General features: G+C 69.2%; 12 protein-coding genes and 1 tRNA gene. 6 read left to right on the top strand and 7 right to left on the bottom strand.

What is annotated here, in order from left to right:
* Nucleotides 1-17 precede the first annotated feature (17 nt).
* Nucleotides 18-176 (top strand): photosystem II reaction center protein K, encoded by a 159-nt coding sequence (locus tag KBY95_RS07185; protein ID WP_106220981.1) that lies wholly within the window; start codon nt 18-20, stop codon nt 174-176.
* A 25-nt stretch (nt 177-201) separates the two neighbouring features.
* On the opposite strand, the gene KBY95_RS07180 is transcribed toward KBY95_RS07185, so the two are convergent.
* Nucleotides 202-930: a WecB/TagA/CpsF family glycosyltransferase gene (locus KBY95_RS07180; protein ID WP_254964280.1), complete on the bottom strand. Its 729-nt coding sequence runs from the start codon at nt 928-930 to the stop codon at nt 202-204.
* Nucleotides 931-1,009: 79 nt separating this feature from the next.
* Between KBY95_RS07180 and KBY95_RS07175 the strand changes: the two genes are divergently transcribed.
* Nucleotides 1,010-4,240: a glycoside hydrolase family 15 protein gene (locus tag KBY95_RS07175; RefSeq protein WP_254964279.1), complete on the top strand. Its 3,231-nt coding sequence runs from the start codon at nt 1,010-1,012 to the stop codon at nt 4,238-4,240.
* Here the strand turns inward: KBY95_RS07175 and KBY95_RS07170 are convergent.
* From KBY95_RS07170 to KBY95_RS07155, 4 genes are all read right to left on the bottom strand, one after another.
* Nucleotides 4,237-5,229 (bottom strand): Gfo/Idh/MocA family protein, encoded by a 993-nt coding sequence (locus tag KBY95_RS07170; RefSeq protein WP_254964278.1) that lies wholly within the window; start codon nt 5,227-5,229, stop codon nt 4,237-4,239. The genes KBY95_RS07175 and KBY95_RS07170 overlap by 4 nt on opposite strands.
* 35 nt (nt 5,230-5,264) lie before the next feature.
* On the bottom strand, nt 5,265-6,539 hold the full coding sequence (locus KBY95_RS07165) for a hemolysin family protein (RefSeq protein WP_254964277.1): 1,275 nt from the start codon (nt 6,537-6,539) through the stop codon (nt 5,265-5,267).
* Nucleotides 6,540-6,633: 94 nt separating this feature from the next.
* Nucleotides 6,634-6,706 (bottom strand) — tRNA-Ile (locus KBY95_RS07160).
* A 9-nt stretch (nt 6,707-6,715) separates the two neighbouring features.
* Nucleotides 6,716-7,249, bottom strand: coding sequence for an Occludin/ELL family protein (locus tag KBY95_RS07155; protein ID WP_254964276.1), 534 nt, complete (start codon nt 7,247-7,249; stop codon nt 6,716-6,718).
* A gap of 130 nt (nt 7,250-7,379) precedes the next feature.
* Between KBY95_RS07155 and pyrE the strand changes: the two genes are divergently transcribed.
* Nucleotides 7,380-7,973 (top strand): orotate phosphoribosyltransferase, encoded by a 594-nt coding sequence (gene pyrE / locus KBY95_RS07150; RefSeq protein WP_254964275.1) that lies wholly within the window; start codon nt 7,380-7,382, stop codon nt 7,971-7,973.
* Between the two features lie 20 nt (nt 7,974-7,993).
* Nucleotides 7,994-8,986, top strand: a complete 993-nt coding sequence (locus tag KBY95_RS07145; protein WP_254964274.1) for a folate-binding protein YgfZ — start codon at nt 7,994-7,996, stop codon at nt 8,984-8,986.
* On the opposite strand, the gene KBY95_RS07140 is transcribed toward KBY95_RS07145, so the two are convergent.
* Nucleotides 8,932-10,473 carry a TM0106 family RecB-like putative nuclease gene (locus KBY95_RS07140; RefSeq protein ID WP_254964273.1) on the bottom strand — a complete coding sequence of 514 codons (1,542 nt, stop codon included), beginning with the start codon at nt 10,471-10,473 and terminating at the stop codon, nt 8,932-8,934. The genes KBY95_RS07145 and KBY95_RS07140 overlap by 55 nt on opposite strands.
* Nucleotides 10,474-10,588: 115 nt before the next feature.
* On the opposite strand from KBY95_RS07140, the gene KBY95_RS07135 reads away from it, so the two are divergent.
* The gene (locus KBY95_RS07135; RefSeq protein WP_254964272.1) at nt 10,589-12,058 is read left to right on the top strand and encodes a phosphoglucomutase/phosphomannomutase family protein; all 1,470 of its coding nucleotides are present in this window, start codon (nt 10,589-10,591) and stop codon (nt 12,056-12,058) included.
* Nucleotides 12,058-12,711 carry an RdgB/HAM1 family non-canonical purine NTP pyrophosphatase gene (gene rdgB / locus KBY95_RS07130; protein ID WP_254964271.1) on the top strand — a complete coding sequence of 218 codons (654 nt, stop codon included), beginning with the start codon at nt 12,058-12,060 and terminating at the stop codon, nt 12,709-12,711. Before KBY95_RS07135 ends, rdgB begins: the two co-directional genes overlap by 1 nt.
* Here the strand turns inward: rdgB and KBY95_RS07125 are convergent.
* On the bottom strand, nt 12,708-13,286 hold the full coding sequence (locus tag KBY95_RS07125; RefSeq protein ID WP_254964270.1) for a hypothetical protein: 579 nt from the start codon (nt 13,284-13,286) through the stop codon (nt 12,708-12,710). The genes rdgB and KBY95_RS07125 overlap by 4 nt on opposite strands.
* Between the last annotated feature and the right edge of the window lie 1,320 nt (nt 13,287-14,606).

Genomic DNA, 14,606 nt, shown 5'->3' with positions numbered 1-14,606 from the left:
ATGGTTTTCCTCCAGGCATGGCTCTCTCCCTGCTGGCCGGCTCCGCGCCCCACACCCTCGCCCAGCTGCCCGAGGCCTACCAGGCCTTCGGCCCCCTGGTGGACATCCTGCCGATCATCCCCCTGTTCTTCCTGCTGCTGGCCTTCGTCTGGCAGGCCTCGGTCGGCTTCCGCTGAACGACCAGCCCACGGCACGCCCCGCTCAGCGTCGCTCGCACAGCACCGCCCAGGCAAAGGCCGGCAGTGAGAGCATGCGCCGCCAGCGGCTGGGTTCCTTGATCAGGCGATAGAGCCACTCGATCTGCAGGGCTCCCATCCACCGCGGGGCTCGGTTCTTGACGCCGGCCCAGACATCAAAACTCCCCCCCACCCCCATCCAGAGGCCGGTCCGGGGTTCGTGCAGCTCCTGAATCCAGGTTTCCTGGCGGGGCACCCCCAGGGCCACCAGCACCAGATCGGGACGGCACTGCAGCAACTGCTGCTGGAGGCCAGGCCAGGCCTCGGCGCTCTGGTAGCCGTGGACGGCGAAGACCAGGTCCAGGTTCGGCAATTCGTGGGCCAGGCGCTCCCGCAGCTGCTCCATCACCGCCGGGCTCGCCCCCACCAGGGCCACCCGCCAGCCCACCGCAGCCCCGTGCTCCAACAGACGGCGGGCCAGCTCGATGCCGGGGCTGCGGCGAACGCGATGGGACTGAAGGCCCAGGGCCCACACCACACCGGCGCCATCGGGGATGACCATCCTGGCCGCCTCGATCGCCGCCCCCAGGGCGGGATCCTCCCGGGCCGCCATGGTCATCTCCGCATTGAGGGTGACGATCTGGCCGCCTCCCGCCCGGTGAAGGGCTACGGCATCGCCGAAGACGTCGTTGCTTACATTCACAGGAATGCCCAGAACGCGGGCACGAACCGGCGTGGTCGCGAGGGCTGCCATGGGATGGGGCGAGGGCGGGGAGAATCTATGGCCTGGTTCCTCGGCAGCCGCCTCCGGCTCGCCCCGTTCTGACGCCACCATGAGCACCACGGAGTGCAACGGCGATCGGGGGGTGGCGGAGGCCCGCCACCTTCTTGAGCGGCTGGACCGCCAGATCGAGCACGTCGTCCTGCGCCGGCAGCATCCGATCACCGGCCTGCTGCCCGCCAGCACCGCCAGCACCGTGCACGGCAACTACGGCGATGCCTGGGTGCGGGACTGCGTCTACTCGATCCAGTGCGTCTGGGGGCTGGCCCTGGCCCACCGCCGCCTGCAGGGACCCTGCCGCCGCAGCTTCGAACTGGAACAGCGGGTCCTGCAGCTGATGCGGGGGCTGATGCGCTCGATGATGCGCCAGTCGCCGAAGGTGGAGCGCTTCAAGACCAGCCTCGAGCGGCTCGACGCCATCCACGCCAAGTTCGACACGGCCACGGGAGATCCGGTGGTGCCTGACGACGGCTGGGGCCATCTGCAGCTCGATGCCACGGCCCTGTTCCTGCTGCAGCTGGCCCAGCTCACCCGCTCGGGGCTGGTGATCGTTCAGACCAGCCACGAGCGCGATTTCCTCCAGAACCTCGTCTACTACGTGGCACGCGCCTACCGGGTGGCCGACTACGGCATCTGGGAACGGGGCGACAAAGGCAACCACGGTCAGCCGGAGCGCAACGCCAGTTCGATCGGCATGGTGAAGGCCGCCCTCGAGACCCTCATCGGGCTCGATCTCTATGGGCCCCATGGCGACGGCAGCAGTTGCCTGACCATTCCCCACGACGCCATCGTGCGGCTGCGGCGCGCCCTGCGGGGCCTGCTGCCGAGGGAGTCAGCCAGCAAGGAGGCCGACAGCGCCTGCCTCTCGGTGATCGGCTACCCCGCCTGGGCCGTCGAAGATCCGGCGCTCGTGGAGCGCACCCGGGAGAAGATCCGCAGCGAGCTGGCGGGCTCCTACGGCTACAAGCGCTTCCTCCGCGACGGCCACCAGACCGTGCTGGAGGACGTGAGCCGGCTCCACTACGAGCGGGAGGAGCTGGCCCAGTTCGAGCACATCGAATGCGAGTGGCCCCTGTTCCTGGCCTACGAGCTGATCACCGCCTGCTGCGAAGGCCGCTGGATCGAGGCCCGCCAGTGGCGCCAGCAGCTGGAGGAGCTGAGCGTGCCGGTCGATGGGGAAGCCCTGCTGCCCGAGCTCTACCTCGTACCAGAGCGGCTGATCGAGGCGGAGCGGCGCCAACCCGGCAGCCAGACCAGGGTTCCCAACGAGAACGTGCCCCTGCTCTGGACCCAGAGCCTCACCTGGCTGTCAGATCTGCTGCTGCACGGCTTGATCACCGCCGACGATCTCGATCCCTCCGGCCGCCGCCACCCCAGCCCCCCGGGGGCCGAGGAGGTGCTGGTGGCCCTGGCTCCGGCCGATGCCAGCGTCGCTGCGGCCCTGGCGGAGGCCGGCCTGCCGGTGCAGCCTCTGCCGGCGGGCGAGACGCTCCCCCTGCGGGTGGCCAGTTCCCGTGAGCTGGCCCGTCGCCTGGCGACGGTGGGCGCCAATGGGCGTCTGGGGCTCTCCGGCCATCCACCCGTGCGCATGGAGACCCAGGCGACCGCCAGGCTCTACCGCCACAACGGCGAGCTGATCGGCTTCCTGCCGGCGGTGCTGGAGGAGGACACCTTCTACCTGGCCGACGATGCCCAGGTGCTGGTGGACACCGTGGCCACCGAGGTGCGGGTGCTGCTGCGCCATTGGCGGGGCGCCGGAGCCCCCCTGCTGCTCGTGCCGGTCCATGCCGGCCCCTTTTGGAGGGACCCCGAGGCGTTCCTGGGCCTGGGCCGTGAACTGCAGCGGGGCCAGCTGGGCTCCGTGCCCGTGCGCCTGGTGTCCCTGGAAGAGCTGGTGCCGCTGGCCAGCCTGGTGGACCTGCCACCCCAGGCCCTGGCCGCCTGTGATCTGGTGCCCGACGGCCACACCCTCCTGCCGGCCAGTGCCAGCCACCAGCCGCTCACCGCCCGCCAGGAACAGGAGCTGGAGGACGTCCCGCTGGCCCATCTGGTCGATCGGCTCTGGAGCAGCCGCCTGCTGGAGGAGCAGGCGGAGGTGCTGGAACTGCTGTGCCGCCGACTCGGCCCCAATGCCCGCTTGCAGGGACCCCGCAGCGGTCCGGGGGTGCGGCTGATGGTGCTGCTGGAGGAGGTCTACCGCCGCGGCCTGGCCGATGCCGACTGGAGTGTGGTGCGCCGCGCCGCCGGTGCCATGGGCCTGGTGCACCCTCAGCTGGAGGATGCCCTCACCGATCTGCTCCTGCGCCAGAAGCAGGTGGTGGTGGGCCGCAACTACACCCACGACTCCCTGCTCAGCCAACCGGAGGGCAGCCTGGCCATCGCCGCCATGGTGCGCCGCTTCAGTGGCGAGGACGGTCGCGAATGGATGCTCCAGCAGGAGCTGCTGCTGGCCATCGACGCCCTGGCCCGCTCCAACGTGAATCTGCTCAGCGGCAGCCTCACCCTGCAGCTGGGCCAGTTCCTGCTGTTGCTCACCGGCGAGTTGGCGGCCGAGGCCAACCTCAGCCCCAGTGAGGCCTTCGAAAGCCTCTGCAGCCTGCCCCCCCATGCCATTCGCCGCCGGCTCCAGGCCGTGCTGGCCGACGTGGAACATGCGCGGGCCTCCCTGCAGCGCAAGGAACAGCTGCACCTGCGCGGACGGGTGCGCTGGGAGGTTCCCGATCCCCTGGCCGAACTGCCGAAGGACGGCAGCTGGCTGCAGCACCGCATGCGGCTGGGGGCGCTGCAGAGGGTGCCGAAAGAGTTCTACCCAGGCATCTGGGACCTGCTGCACCACTGCCGAGGCCTGGTGATCGGCGACAAGCTGGAGCGGCGCAACCGCCTGGAGAGTGCCCCCCTGCTGCGGGAGAAGACGCCAGGGGAAAAGAACTTCGCCATGTTGGTGGAGCACCTCCTGAGCAAGATCGAAGCCCCGGAGTACCGCCGGCTGTGCATCGAAACCCTGCTCACCCTGATGGCCTTCATGGCCGCCAACCCCCAGGTGCAGTTCGACGACGACCTCGCCCTTGACGTGGTGATCGGTCACGCCGTCCGGGTGGGCTGGCAGCAGTGCCATCCCGAGGTGCCGATCGCCGATTACGGCCCCCACAAGGCGGAAGCCTGGGACCTCTTCTATCGCTCCTCCCCCGCCGACTGCCGCCGCTGGCAACTGCTGGCCCTTCAGGAACTCACCGACCTGGAGCTGGCCCCCCTGGAGAGGACGAACCGGCGGCTGGCCGTCTAGATGGGGGCCTTCAGGGCCATGCAGAGGTTGGGCTGCTCGACGCACTGCTCGATCAGGTCGGCCAGCTGCAAGGCCCGTGAGGCCTGAAGGCCATCCACCGCAGGGGTTTCCCGGCCCCGCACACACTGAAGGAAGTGTTCGAGCTCGGCATAGAGGGGCTCGATGGAGGTGGTGCTCACCTCCTCGATGAAGCCATCGTTGCGGTAGAGCAGCTCGCCGTGGTCGGCACTGACCGACTCGTGGGATCGCCGGTGGATGCGCAGATTGCGGTTGAGGAAATCCGTTTCCATCAGGCTGCTGCGGCAATGGGCGCTGAGGCTGCGGATCTTGCGGTGGGCCATCTTGCTGGCCGTGAGGCTGGCCACCACGCCGTTGGCGAAGCCGAGGGTGGCATTGACGTAGTCAATCGGGCCATCGGAGCTGCGGCCACCGGCCGCAGCCAGCCGCACCACGGGGGAGGCGGCCAGTTCCAGCACCAGATCGATGTCGTGGATCATCAGGTCGAGCACCACCGACACATCGTTGGCCCGGTCGGCATTGGGGCTGTGGCGCCGCGCTTCCAGCACCACCACCTCTTCGTTGGCCACCACCCGCAGCAGCTCCCGGAAGGCGGGGTTGAAACGCTCAATGTGGCCCACCTGCAGCAGGCGACGGGCGGATTCGGCCGCGCGGATCAGATCGGCCGCCTCCTCCTGGGTGGCCGCGATCGGCTTCTCGATCAGCACGTGCACCCCCGCCTGCAGACAGGTCATGCCGACCCGGTGGTGCAACAGGGTGGGAACGGCAATGCAGACAGCCTCCACCTCGCCCAGCAGGTCCTCGTAGGTGGGGAACCAGCGGCAGTCGAACTGCTCGACCGCCAGGCGGCCGCGGGCCTCGTTGGGATCGGCGACGCCCACCAGTTCGGCATCCCGCAACAGGCTCAGCACCCGGGCGTGGTGCCAGCCCATGTTGCCGATGCCGATGACACCCACGCGCACTGGGTTCATGGCAGGGGCAGAGCAGATGGGCGCATTATCGATGATCAGGTTCCTTCCATGCTGGCGAGGGTGATCTGCACCCGCTCGATGCGGGGTCCATCCATGGTGAGCACGTCAATGCGGACGCCATGCCAGCTCAGGCCTTCCCCAGGGGCGGGGATGTGCTGCAATCGCTCGAGCACAAACCCGGCCAGGGTGTGGTGGCCCTCCGCCTCGGGCAGCTGCAGGCCCAGCTGGCGGTTGAGTTCGACGATCTCCAGATCGCCCGCCGCCGACCAGGTGCCGTCGGCGAGTTGCAGCAGATCCTGGGCCGTCTCCAGGGGGTTGTCGTCCTCACCCACGATCTCACCGGTGAGGTCAGACACGGTGACCAGCCCCTCCGTGCCGCCGTGCTCGTCGACCACGACCAGCAAGGGCTGTCCGCTGCGGATCAGGGGCAGAAGGTCGGCCAGCGAGGCACTTTCCTGCACCTGGGCCACCGGCAGGATCCAGGGAGCCAGCGGCGTCTCAGGGCGCAGCAGCCCCCGGGCGATGGGCTCGGCCAGGCGCCTGAGGTCGAGCATGCCGCGCACGTCATCGAGGGAACTGCCGATGACCGGAAAGCGGGCGTGCTGGCTGGCGTGGACCGACTCCATCATCTCGGCGAAGGTCACCTCCACCGGCAGCGTGACCATCCCCGAGCGCGGCATCATCACCTCACGTACCAAGGTGTCCCGCAGGGAGAACACCCCCTCCAGGATGCTGCGTTCATCGGGCATCAGACCGGTGACACTGCCGCTTTCGATCAGCGTCTCGAGTTCGCCGGCCGAGAGCACCGGCACCAGCTCGTCCCAGTTGCGCGGCAACCCCAGCAGCCGGAGCAAACCCCCACTGAAGCGCTCGATCAGGAGCAGCAACGGCGCCAGGGTGCGGGTGAGCGATTCCAGCAGCGGCGCCAGCCGCAGGGCCGAGCCCTCCGGGCGGTGGAGCACCCAGGCCTTCGGCACCAGACCGCCCAGCAAGGTGGCCAGCAGCGCCAGCGCCAGGAAGACACCGGCATCAATCCAGGCCTGTTCGCTCCGGCCCATCCATCCAGCCACCTGCTCCGCCAGGCCCCGCGCCAGCCAGCCCATGGCCAGCAAGGCCAACACCAAGCCCAGCTGGGTGGCCACCAGAACACTGCGCATCCGGTGCTGCAATCGGGCCACGGAACGAGCCCCGGGCTCCTCGGCCTCTTCAAGCTGCTGGACCCGGCTGGGCCGCAAGCGAATCAACGCAAGCTCCCCGGCAGCGAAGAAGGCCAGCAGAGCCAACAGGATCGCCAGGACCAGGAAGCGCATCGGTGGGGTGAGTTGGCAGAAGGTTAGGCCCCGCCGTCCGGCACAGCCTTCGCCGCCTTCACACGCCGGGTCATGGGCCAGCTTGTGTCAGGAATGGGGGTCCCGGGGATCGAACCCGGCTAAGGCGAATTATGAGTTCGCTGCATTCACCAGATTGCTAGACCCCCCGAGGCCGCTTACCAGAGACCCCGGATGGGGGCGGTCCAGGTGGTGCTGGCGGGCGGCCGCACGTAGGTGGGCCCAGCACCGAGGCTGGTGCTGAAGCCGTTGGTGATGTCGGAGGTGCGCAGGGGCATCAGACTGCTTTGCTCGCTCAGCATCACCGCCGCGGTGTTCTGGACGGCGGTGCCATCCCAGATGATGTTCTGATCAGGGAAACCGAAGGCCACGACCTTGCTCCCATCGCGGCCCGGGATCGAGAGGCCGAGAATATCGGTGATCTGATGCAAAAGGTTGACACCCTGGGCGAAAGGCGCCGAAAAACTGTAGAAGCGCTGTTCCATCAGCTCGGGGGCCGAGCGGGTCACGCCACAGCGGGTGACTTCCACCGGACCGGTGCCGGCCGAGGCGGGCGTGGGTGCTTCGAGGGTGGTGGTGCAGAGCACCGGACCGGCGATGGCTGGAGCCAGGAGGGACAACGCAGCGAACGACGCCAGGGCCGACAGGGGTGCGGCGAGGGAGGCGGGCACTGCCAGGATCGGTGCTGTCATGGGGTCGTGCGGCCCCAGCTCCGGGGCAATTTGCTTGCAGGTTAGCGACCTCTGACGCTGTACACCATCCATTCCCTGCCCCAGCTTCCTGTTCGCCACACCACGTCGTCACCACGATCCGCCAGCACCGATGGTCTTCCTGCCCACCAACCCCAGCCAACAGCGCTCCACCCTGCTCGCCCTGCTGGCGGAGCGGGCCTACCGGCTGGGTGACTTCACGCTGGCCTCGGGCCGCCGCAGCCCGCACTACGTCAACTGCAAGCCGGTGAGCCTGAGCGGCCTGGGCCTGGCCCTGCTGGGCCGCCTGATGCTGGAGCACGTGGAGGGACAAGCCGCCGCGGTGGCGGGGCTCACCCTGGGGGCCGATCCCCTGGTGAGCGCCGTGGCCCTGCAGGCCGCCCTCGCCGGCCGCGACCTCAATGCCCTGATCGTGCGCAAGGAGGCCAAGGGCCATGGCACCGGCGCCTGGCTCGAAGGCCCCCTGCCACCGACCGGCAGCCGGATCACCGTCCTGGAGGACGTGGTGACGACCGGCGGCTCGGCCCTGAAGGCCGTTACCCAGCTGCAGGAAGCGGGATATGCGGTGAACCGGGTCGTGGCCATCGTTGATCGCCAGGAGGGTGGGGCCGAGGCGATGCAGGCCGCCGGCCTCGACCTGCGCAGCCTGTTCCTGCTCGAGGAGGTGGCCGCCACGGCCGCCGGGCTGGACGGCGCGGCAGGCTGAATCCCGCCGCAAGCGACGCCATGACATCCCCTTCCCTGCCGACGTCCGCCGCGGCCGATCCCTGGGACTGGACGCCACCGGCCCTGAGCCGCTGGTCCCGTCCGGTGGGGCTGCTGCGGCTTGACGGTCCCGACACCCTGCGGGTGCTGCACGGCCAGACCAGCCAGGCGCTCGAAGCGGCCCGACCCGGCCAGTGGCTCGGCACCTGCTGCATTGGGCCCACGGCCCGCCTGCGAGCCGTGGCGGAGGTGCTGGTGGACGCCGACGGGGCCTGGCTGGTGATCGTCAACGGCGATCCCGAGGCCGTGCGCCTTGGCCTCGACCGGGTGCTGTTTCCCGCCGACAAGGTGCGGCTGGGGCCGGTGACACCGGCCACACTGCATCAGCCCCTGGGATCGGCGGGGCCGGACGCCGCGCCTGCCGGCACCTGGGAGGCGCTCGAGGGCTCGCCGGGCTGGCGACTGGGGGACGCCCTGCTGCTGCCAGACGAGGCCCCGTGCCCCCCGTGGCTGGCTGAGCGTCGCCCCCTGGAGCCGCAGGAGGCGGAACGCTGGCGGCTCCAGGAGGGCCTGCCGGCGGCGCCGGGGGAGATCAACGAAGACACCAACCCGTTTGAGCTGGGGCTGGCGGCGCGGGTGAGCCTGACCAAGGGCTGCTACGTGGGCCAGGAGACCCTCGCCAAGCTCGCCACCTACGTCGGCGTCAAGCAGCAGCTGCGACGCTGGCAGGCCACGTCTTTCCCCGACGAGGCTGTCCTTCCCGAGGCCGTCGCCGCCGGCACGCCGCTGCACGATGCGGCAGGCGGCCGCGCCGGGCTGATCAGCTCCAGCCTGCAACTCCCCGGAGGCCAGGGGTGGATCGGCCTGGCCCTGGTGAGACGGGCCTGGCTGCAGGAGCCCGAGTTGCAGACAGGTGCTGACCCCGGGGTCCGGCTGCAACTCTCGATTCCGGCCGCCTTTCAGACGCCGCCAGTCGGTGCTGGGGGGGGTTCCGGGGGCGCCGGGGCGTCCTGATCCAGCAGCCAGCGCACCACCGCCCAGGTGGCCAGGCTGTCGTCCTGGTTGTAGCGGAAGATCCGTTGCAGCTTGCGGCCCAGGGCCGCCCGGCTCGGACGCCGCGGGCCGCCGGAGCCTTCACGCCACTGGCGCCACCAGAGCAGACAGCGGGCGCCGTCGACCCCCTTCTGGCTCCAGGAGAAGCCCAGCCAGCCCGCCACGGCCTTCAGCCCATAGCTGTTGACCGGCAGCAGCCAGTGGCGCCGCAGCCGCTGATGCACGTCCACCAGCCGGGCCCGCAGCCGCTGCCGCTCCGCCTCGCTGGCCCCCTGGCGCTCGGCGAGGCGCAGCAAAGAGACTGATTCGGTCTCGCCGTAGTGGAGGACGGGCCAGTCGGGATAGCGGGCCAGCAGGGTGCTCAGGCGCCCCCAGAGGCGGGCCTCGCCATGCTCGTGCAGGGCCATCAGGGGCTGGTAGCGGCCCAGGATCTCCCCCGGGCCCGGGGCCGCAGGCCAGCGTCCGTCCGTACCGCGCTCCAGCCGCACCAGGCCATGCAGGAAGTCATCGCGGGCATCGGGATCGGATTCGATGTCGTAGAGCAGCACGCCGGGGGCTACCGCCAGCTCGGGCAGAGCAGGGCCGGCCCCCTCGCCGCTGCGCTGAGGCGCGCCCTCCTGCTGCACCCTGGCCTGGGCCACAAGCTTGGGGGCCACCTCCCGGTGCTGTTCGCTGTGGGCGGCCATGTCCTCGGCCAGCCGATCCGGATCGGCCGCCGCCAGCTGGTCGAGGCTGGCGATGCCCAGCTCCAACAGAAGTTGGCGGCGCTTGCCGCCGATGCCGCTCACCTCGCTGAGGTGCCCCTCGGCAGCCGCCACCCGATCACAGGCTCCGCGCCAGCTGCAGAGGGTGCATTTCTTGCGATCGCTGACCAGGGGGGGCGGCTCGTTGCGGGCCAGCTCAAGGGCCAGCCGCTCCAGGCTGTCGTCGAGCTGACGCTGCAGGGAGCCCCCGAGGGCCAGCCGCTCGCGCTCCAACCCCCGATCAGCCCCGGCCACCACCAGGCCATGGGGAACGGGGGCCCGTTGGTGCTCCGCCAGCAACCGCCCCCAGAGGGCCAGCAGCACCCGGTGTTCGCGGGTGAGGCGCCGGCCCTGGCGGGCCAGCACCGGCCGGTAGCTGTGGGTGCCCCAGCGGCTGGGCTCCTCGACCCGCTCCAGCAGGCTCGGGTGGGCTTCCAGCCGCAGGCCGCGGGGACCGGTTCCCACCAGCCGCAGACCCACCACCCCGGGCGCCCCGGCCCGGCAGGCCGCCTCCCCGTGGCCGGGGCGCTGGGGCAACAGGCTCTGGAAACTGCGCAGCTGGTCGTCGAGGGCCAGGGCGCGATGCGCACTCCAAGAGCGCTCCTGGGCCGGAGCGTGGAGGTCCAGCCAGGCCCGCCGCCGGCAGCGCACCCAGCTGCGCAGCAGGCGGTCGGTGAGGACGGGTGCGTCCGGGGACTGGGGCATGGGCTGCAGGCTAGGGGGGCCGGTGGCCTGCCATCAGGCCGGCACCTGCTGCGGCCATCCGGTGGGGCCAGCCTGCTACGACCGGCGTGCCCCTACCCCGCGTCCGCGCCGCGCCATGGCCTCCGCCCCCCTGCCCCTTGAGGCCGGACCGATCCACTTCGGCACCGATGGTTGGCGGGGCATCCTCGGCGTGGACATCACCATGGAGCGCCTGCTGCCGGTGGCCGCCGCCGCCGCCCGGGAGCTCGCTGCCAGCGCCCCGGAAGGGCTGGACAGCCGGGAGGTGGTGATCGGCTACGACCGCCGCTTCCTGGCGCCGGAACTGGCCGAAGCCATCGCCGCCGCCGTGCGGGGAGCCGATCTGGTGCCGCTGCTGGCGGCCAGCCCCGTGCCCACCCCAGCCTGCAGCTGGGCCGTGGTGGAGCGGGGCGCCCTGGGAGCGCTGGTGATCACCGCCAGCCACAACCCGCCGGAATGGCTGGGACTCAAGATCAAGGGCCCCTTCGGAGGCTCGGTGGAGGGGGACTTCACCGCCCGGGTGGAGCGGCGCCTGGCGGCCGGGGGCCTCAGCGTGCCGATCGCCGGCGCCACCGAGCGCTTCGATGCCATGGGCACCTACCTGGGTGGGCTCGCCGCCAAGGTCGACACCGCGGCCCTGGTGGCGGGGCTTGCCGCCACCGGCCTGCAGGTGATTGTGGATCCGATGCATGGCTCGGCCGCCGGCGGGCTGCCGGCCCTGCTGGGGGAGGCGGGGGCCGCCGCCGGCGTGATCCGGGAGATCCGCGGTGAGCGGGATCCCCTGTTCGGCGGCCACCCGCCCGAACCACTGGCGCCCTACCTGGAGCAGCTGATCGCCGAAGTGCGCCTGGCCACGGCGTCCGGCCGTCCGGCGGTGGGCATCGTCTTCGATGGCGATGGCGACCGCATCGCCGCGGTGGACGAACAGGGCCGGTTCTGCAGCACCCAGCTGCTGATGCCCCTGCTGATCGACCACCTGGCCAGGGCGCGGGGGCTGGGTGGCCGCGTGGTCAAGACCGTGAGCGGCTCCGACCTGATGGCCCTGGTGGCCGCAGACCTGGGCCGGGAGGTGATCGAGATGCCCGTCGGCTTCAAGTACATCGCCGCCGAGATGCTGTGCGGCGAGGTGCTGGTGGGAGGAGAGGAATCGGGCGGGGTGGGCTTCGGCATCCATCTGCCGGAACGGGACGCCCTGTTCGCGGCCCTGCTGCTGATCGAGGCCCTGGTGGAAGGGGGGCTGCCCCTCGGTGCCCGGCTGGAAGCCCTGCAGGAGCGTTGCGGTGGCGCCAGCGTCTACGACCGCCTCGACCTGCGCCTGCCGGACATGGCCAGCCGCAGTCGGCTGGAGGCGCTGCTGGCCCAGGATCCACCCCAGGAGGTGGCCGGTGCAGCGGTGCTGGAGGTGAACCGCACCGATGGGGTCAAGCTGCGCATGGGTCCCAGCCACTGGCTCATGCTGCGCTTCTCCGGCACCGAGCCCCTGCTGCGCCTCTACTGCGAAGCCCCCGACGCCGACCGGGTGCAGGCGGTGCTCGCCTGGGCACGGCAGCTGGCGGAGGCCATCTGATGGCCGACCCACTCGAACCCCTGGCCACACCCACCGTGCTGGTGATCGCCAGTGGCAACGCCGGCAAGATCAGGGAGTTCGCCCATCTGCTGGCCTCTCTGCCTCTGGCGGTGCGGCCCCAGCCTGATGGCCTGGAGGTGGAGGAAACGGGCACCAGCTTCGCCGCCAATGCCCGGCTGAAGGCCGAGGCGGTGGCCCGCGCCACCGGCCAGTGGGCCCTGGCCGACGACTCAGGGCTGGCGGTGGCGGCCCTGGGCGGCGCCCCCGGGGTGCATTCGGCCCGCTATGCCCACAGCGACACGGCCAGGATCACCCGGTTGCTGCAGGAACTGGGCGAGGCCAACCGGCAGCGCCAGCAGCAGGGCCTGCCGTCCGATCGCGGGGCGGCCTTCGTGGCCGCCCTGGCGGTGGCCGATCCCACCGGAGCGATCCGCCTGGAGGTGGAGGGGCGCTGCGACGGGGTGATCCTGGAGTCCCCACGGGGCAGCGACGGCTTCGGTTACGACCCGGTGTTCTTCGTGCCTCCGGCAGGACTGAGCTACGCGGAGATGGACAAGGGCCTCAAGGGCCGACTCGGTCACCGGGGCAGGGCTTTTGCCAAGCTGGAGCCCGGCTTGAGGCAACTGCTGACCACCTCCGAGCCCAGCCGCTAAGCGCTTCTGGCGCGCAACACCTGCGTGAGAGCCGAAGCCATGGCGGCAGCGCGCCGGTCCCAGGTGCACCCTGCCGCGTACCGGTGTCGCTGCTCAGCGCGACCGTCGCGGAAATCGCTGGCGGCCAGCTGGGCCAAGGAGGCGATCATGGCCTCGGCATCGGCGCAGTGCTGGGCCAGCTCGGGCGTTTCGCCCAGCTGATCACAGGTGCCGGTATAGAGGATCGGCTGGCCGGTGGGCAGCTGGGAAAAAAAACGCACGGGGCTGCTGCAGGGGTTGATGTCGTCATTGGTGAGGGGCAGCACAGCCGCATCCAGCGCGGCGAAGAAGGGCTGCAGTTCCTCGTACGGCTTGGCGCCGAGGAAGCGGCAGCGGGGACTGCTCTGCAGATAGGCAAGACCAGGCACCTGCTTGTACGCCGGCCCGATGAACAGCCAGCGCAACGCGGGAAGGGCATCGTGGGCCGCCACGATCGGCAATAGATCAACGCGGAAACTGATCACACCGATGATGCCGATCAGGGGGTGAAAGTCGTCCGGCAATGGATCCGGCAGTGATCCCCGCTCCGGTGGCAAGGAGGGCGGGAGCCATGGGCCTGGCAGGCCATTGGGAACGATATGTACAGGCGGAAGTGGAGCTCTGCAGCGCCGTTGCAGGACATCGGCAAGGCGCTGGGAAACGGAAAACACCAGGTCCGCTTGCGTCGCCACGAGAACTTCCTGATCGAGGCGCACATAGGGATAAGCCGCGTAATCGTCAAAGACGTGATAAGCGACGATAGCTGCTAGACGCTGATAGTGAATAGCGAAAGGCCAGCAAGCCGGATCCGTGATGATGATCGCGTCGGCGCGTCCATAAAACGCCTCAAGGCGTCGCTCCACAAAAGGCGCTAGTAGCCGCACAAGCCAGCGGCGGTGGGAAAAAGCACCGCGAGGCAGCTCACATCGCCCGCTGCGCCAAGGAAGTGCAAACGGCAGCCACCCCGCCAGGCTGAGCACAGGGGAGATGAGGTTGACCTCGCAGAACGCCCCCAGAGCTTCGAAACGGGCAAAGCGTGAAGGCCCAACCAGGCCAACAACGAAGACACGACGGAGCGAAGTCTTCGGCTCAATAGAATCAGCCATGATGAAACGCCATTCAGCCGATTAAGACATGCCTAAAGACACCGGCCGCCATGAATGGCCCTGACATGGCCAACATGGATACCCCCCTCATCAGACACATCAGTAAATAGTTTAACATTGAAGGCACTAGCAAGATATTAACCGATAAGAGTTCCTTCCTGCTGAGCTCCCTGTGCCACATGGCCATTTCGACAAGAACCCATGCTTGCCGGTCCACAAAGGCTGGAATCCCAAGGGTAGAACTCGTCAAGCTCAAGGCCGGTAGTTGCACCAGGTTAATAGGTGACACGTCAGACCCAGAAGTGGCTTGAAGTAAGCCCCGACAGGATCTGCTGAATGCTGGTATCCTTAGCTCCATACGAATATGAATAGAGGTGCTAGAGAGCTCAAGAGTTGGAGTCAACATCCCACGCATCCCGACAACCCAGGAAGATTCAGAAACAGTAGATGCTACGATGTTGAATATAAGCCCTTTTCAGGGGCTGAAATTCAAGGATGTGGCCAAGGCCCTCCGCCGAGCGCCCTTCACACCCTTGGTCACCGATTCTTTTTGTCACCACAAGATTTGATCATTTGGCTGCAGCTGTCCCACCTGGACGTGATTGGGCATGAGAGCCCCTTCTACACCATGGACATGGGCACAAGCTTGCTTCCACCGGGAAGTAGACACTCTGGCTTGCAAGAGTATGACGCTGGGGAGCCTTGTAACGGCGAACAAACTCTCGACTGACCTGATATCATTGACCGAGCCAAGTTCCACCCTCCAATCCC

It is taken from the genome of Cyanobium sp. Aljojuca 7A6 (assembly GCF_024346455.1).
Classification (GTDB): Bacteria; Cyanobacteriota; Cyanobacteriia; order PCC-6307; family Cyanobiaceae; genus Cyanobium.
Note: the sequence above shows the minus strand (reverse complement) of the source record. Positions and strands in the feature narration are given on the sequence as shown.

Bases quoted from the DNA above. Each gene is read 5' to 3' on its own strand.
- rdgB (WP_254964271.1), top strand. From the start codon at position 12,058: ATGGCCGACCCACTCGAACCCCTGGCCACACCCACCGTGCTGGTGATC.
- KBY95_RS07145 (WP_254964274.1), top strand. From the start codon at position 7,994: ATGACATCCCCTTCCCTGCCGACGTCCGCCGCGGCCGATCCCTGGGAC.
- KBY95_RS07155 (WP_254964276.1), bottom strand. From the start codon at position 7,249: ATGACAGCACCGATCCTGGCAGTGCCCGCCTCCCTCGCCGCACCCCTG.
- KBY95_RS07165 (WP_254964277.1), bottom strand. From the start codon at position 6,539: ATGCGCTTCCTGGTCCTGGCGATCCTGTTGGCTCTGCTGGCCTTCTTC.
- KBY95_RS07170 (WP_254964278.1), bottom strand. From the start codon at position 5,229: ATGAACCCAGTGCGCGTGGGTGTCATCGGCATCGGCAACATGGGCTGG.
- KBY95_RS07185 (WP_106220981.1), top strand. From the start codon at position 18: ATGGCTCTCTCCCTGCTGGCCGGCTCCGCGCCCCACACCCTCGCCCAG.
- pyrE (WP_254964275.1), top strand. From the start codon at position 7,380: ATGGTCTTCCTGCCCACCAACCCCAGCCAACAGCGCTCCACCCTGCTC.
- KBY95_RS07175 (WP_254964279.1), top strand. From the start codon at position 1,010: ATGAGCACCACGGAGTGCAACGGCGATCGGGGGGTGGCGGAGGCCCGC.
- KBY95_RS07180 (WP_254964280.1), bottom strand. From the start codon at position 930: ATGGCAGCCCTCGCGACCACGCCGGTTCGTGCCCGCGTTCTGGGCATT.
- KBY95_RS07135 (WP_254964272.1), top strand. From the start codon at position 10,589: ATGGCCTCCGCCCCCCTGCCCCTTGAGGCCGGACCGATCCACTTCGGC.
- KBY95_RS07140 (WP_254964273.1), bottom strand. From the start codon at position 10,473: ATGCCCCAGTCCCCGGACGCACCCGTCCTCACCGACCGCCTGCTGCGC.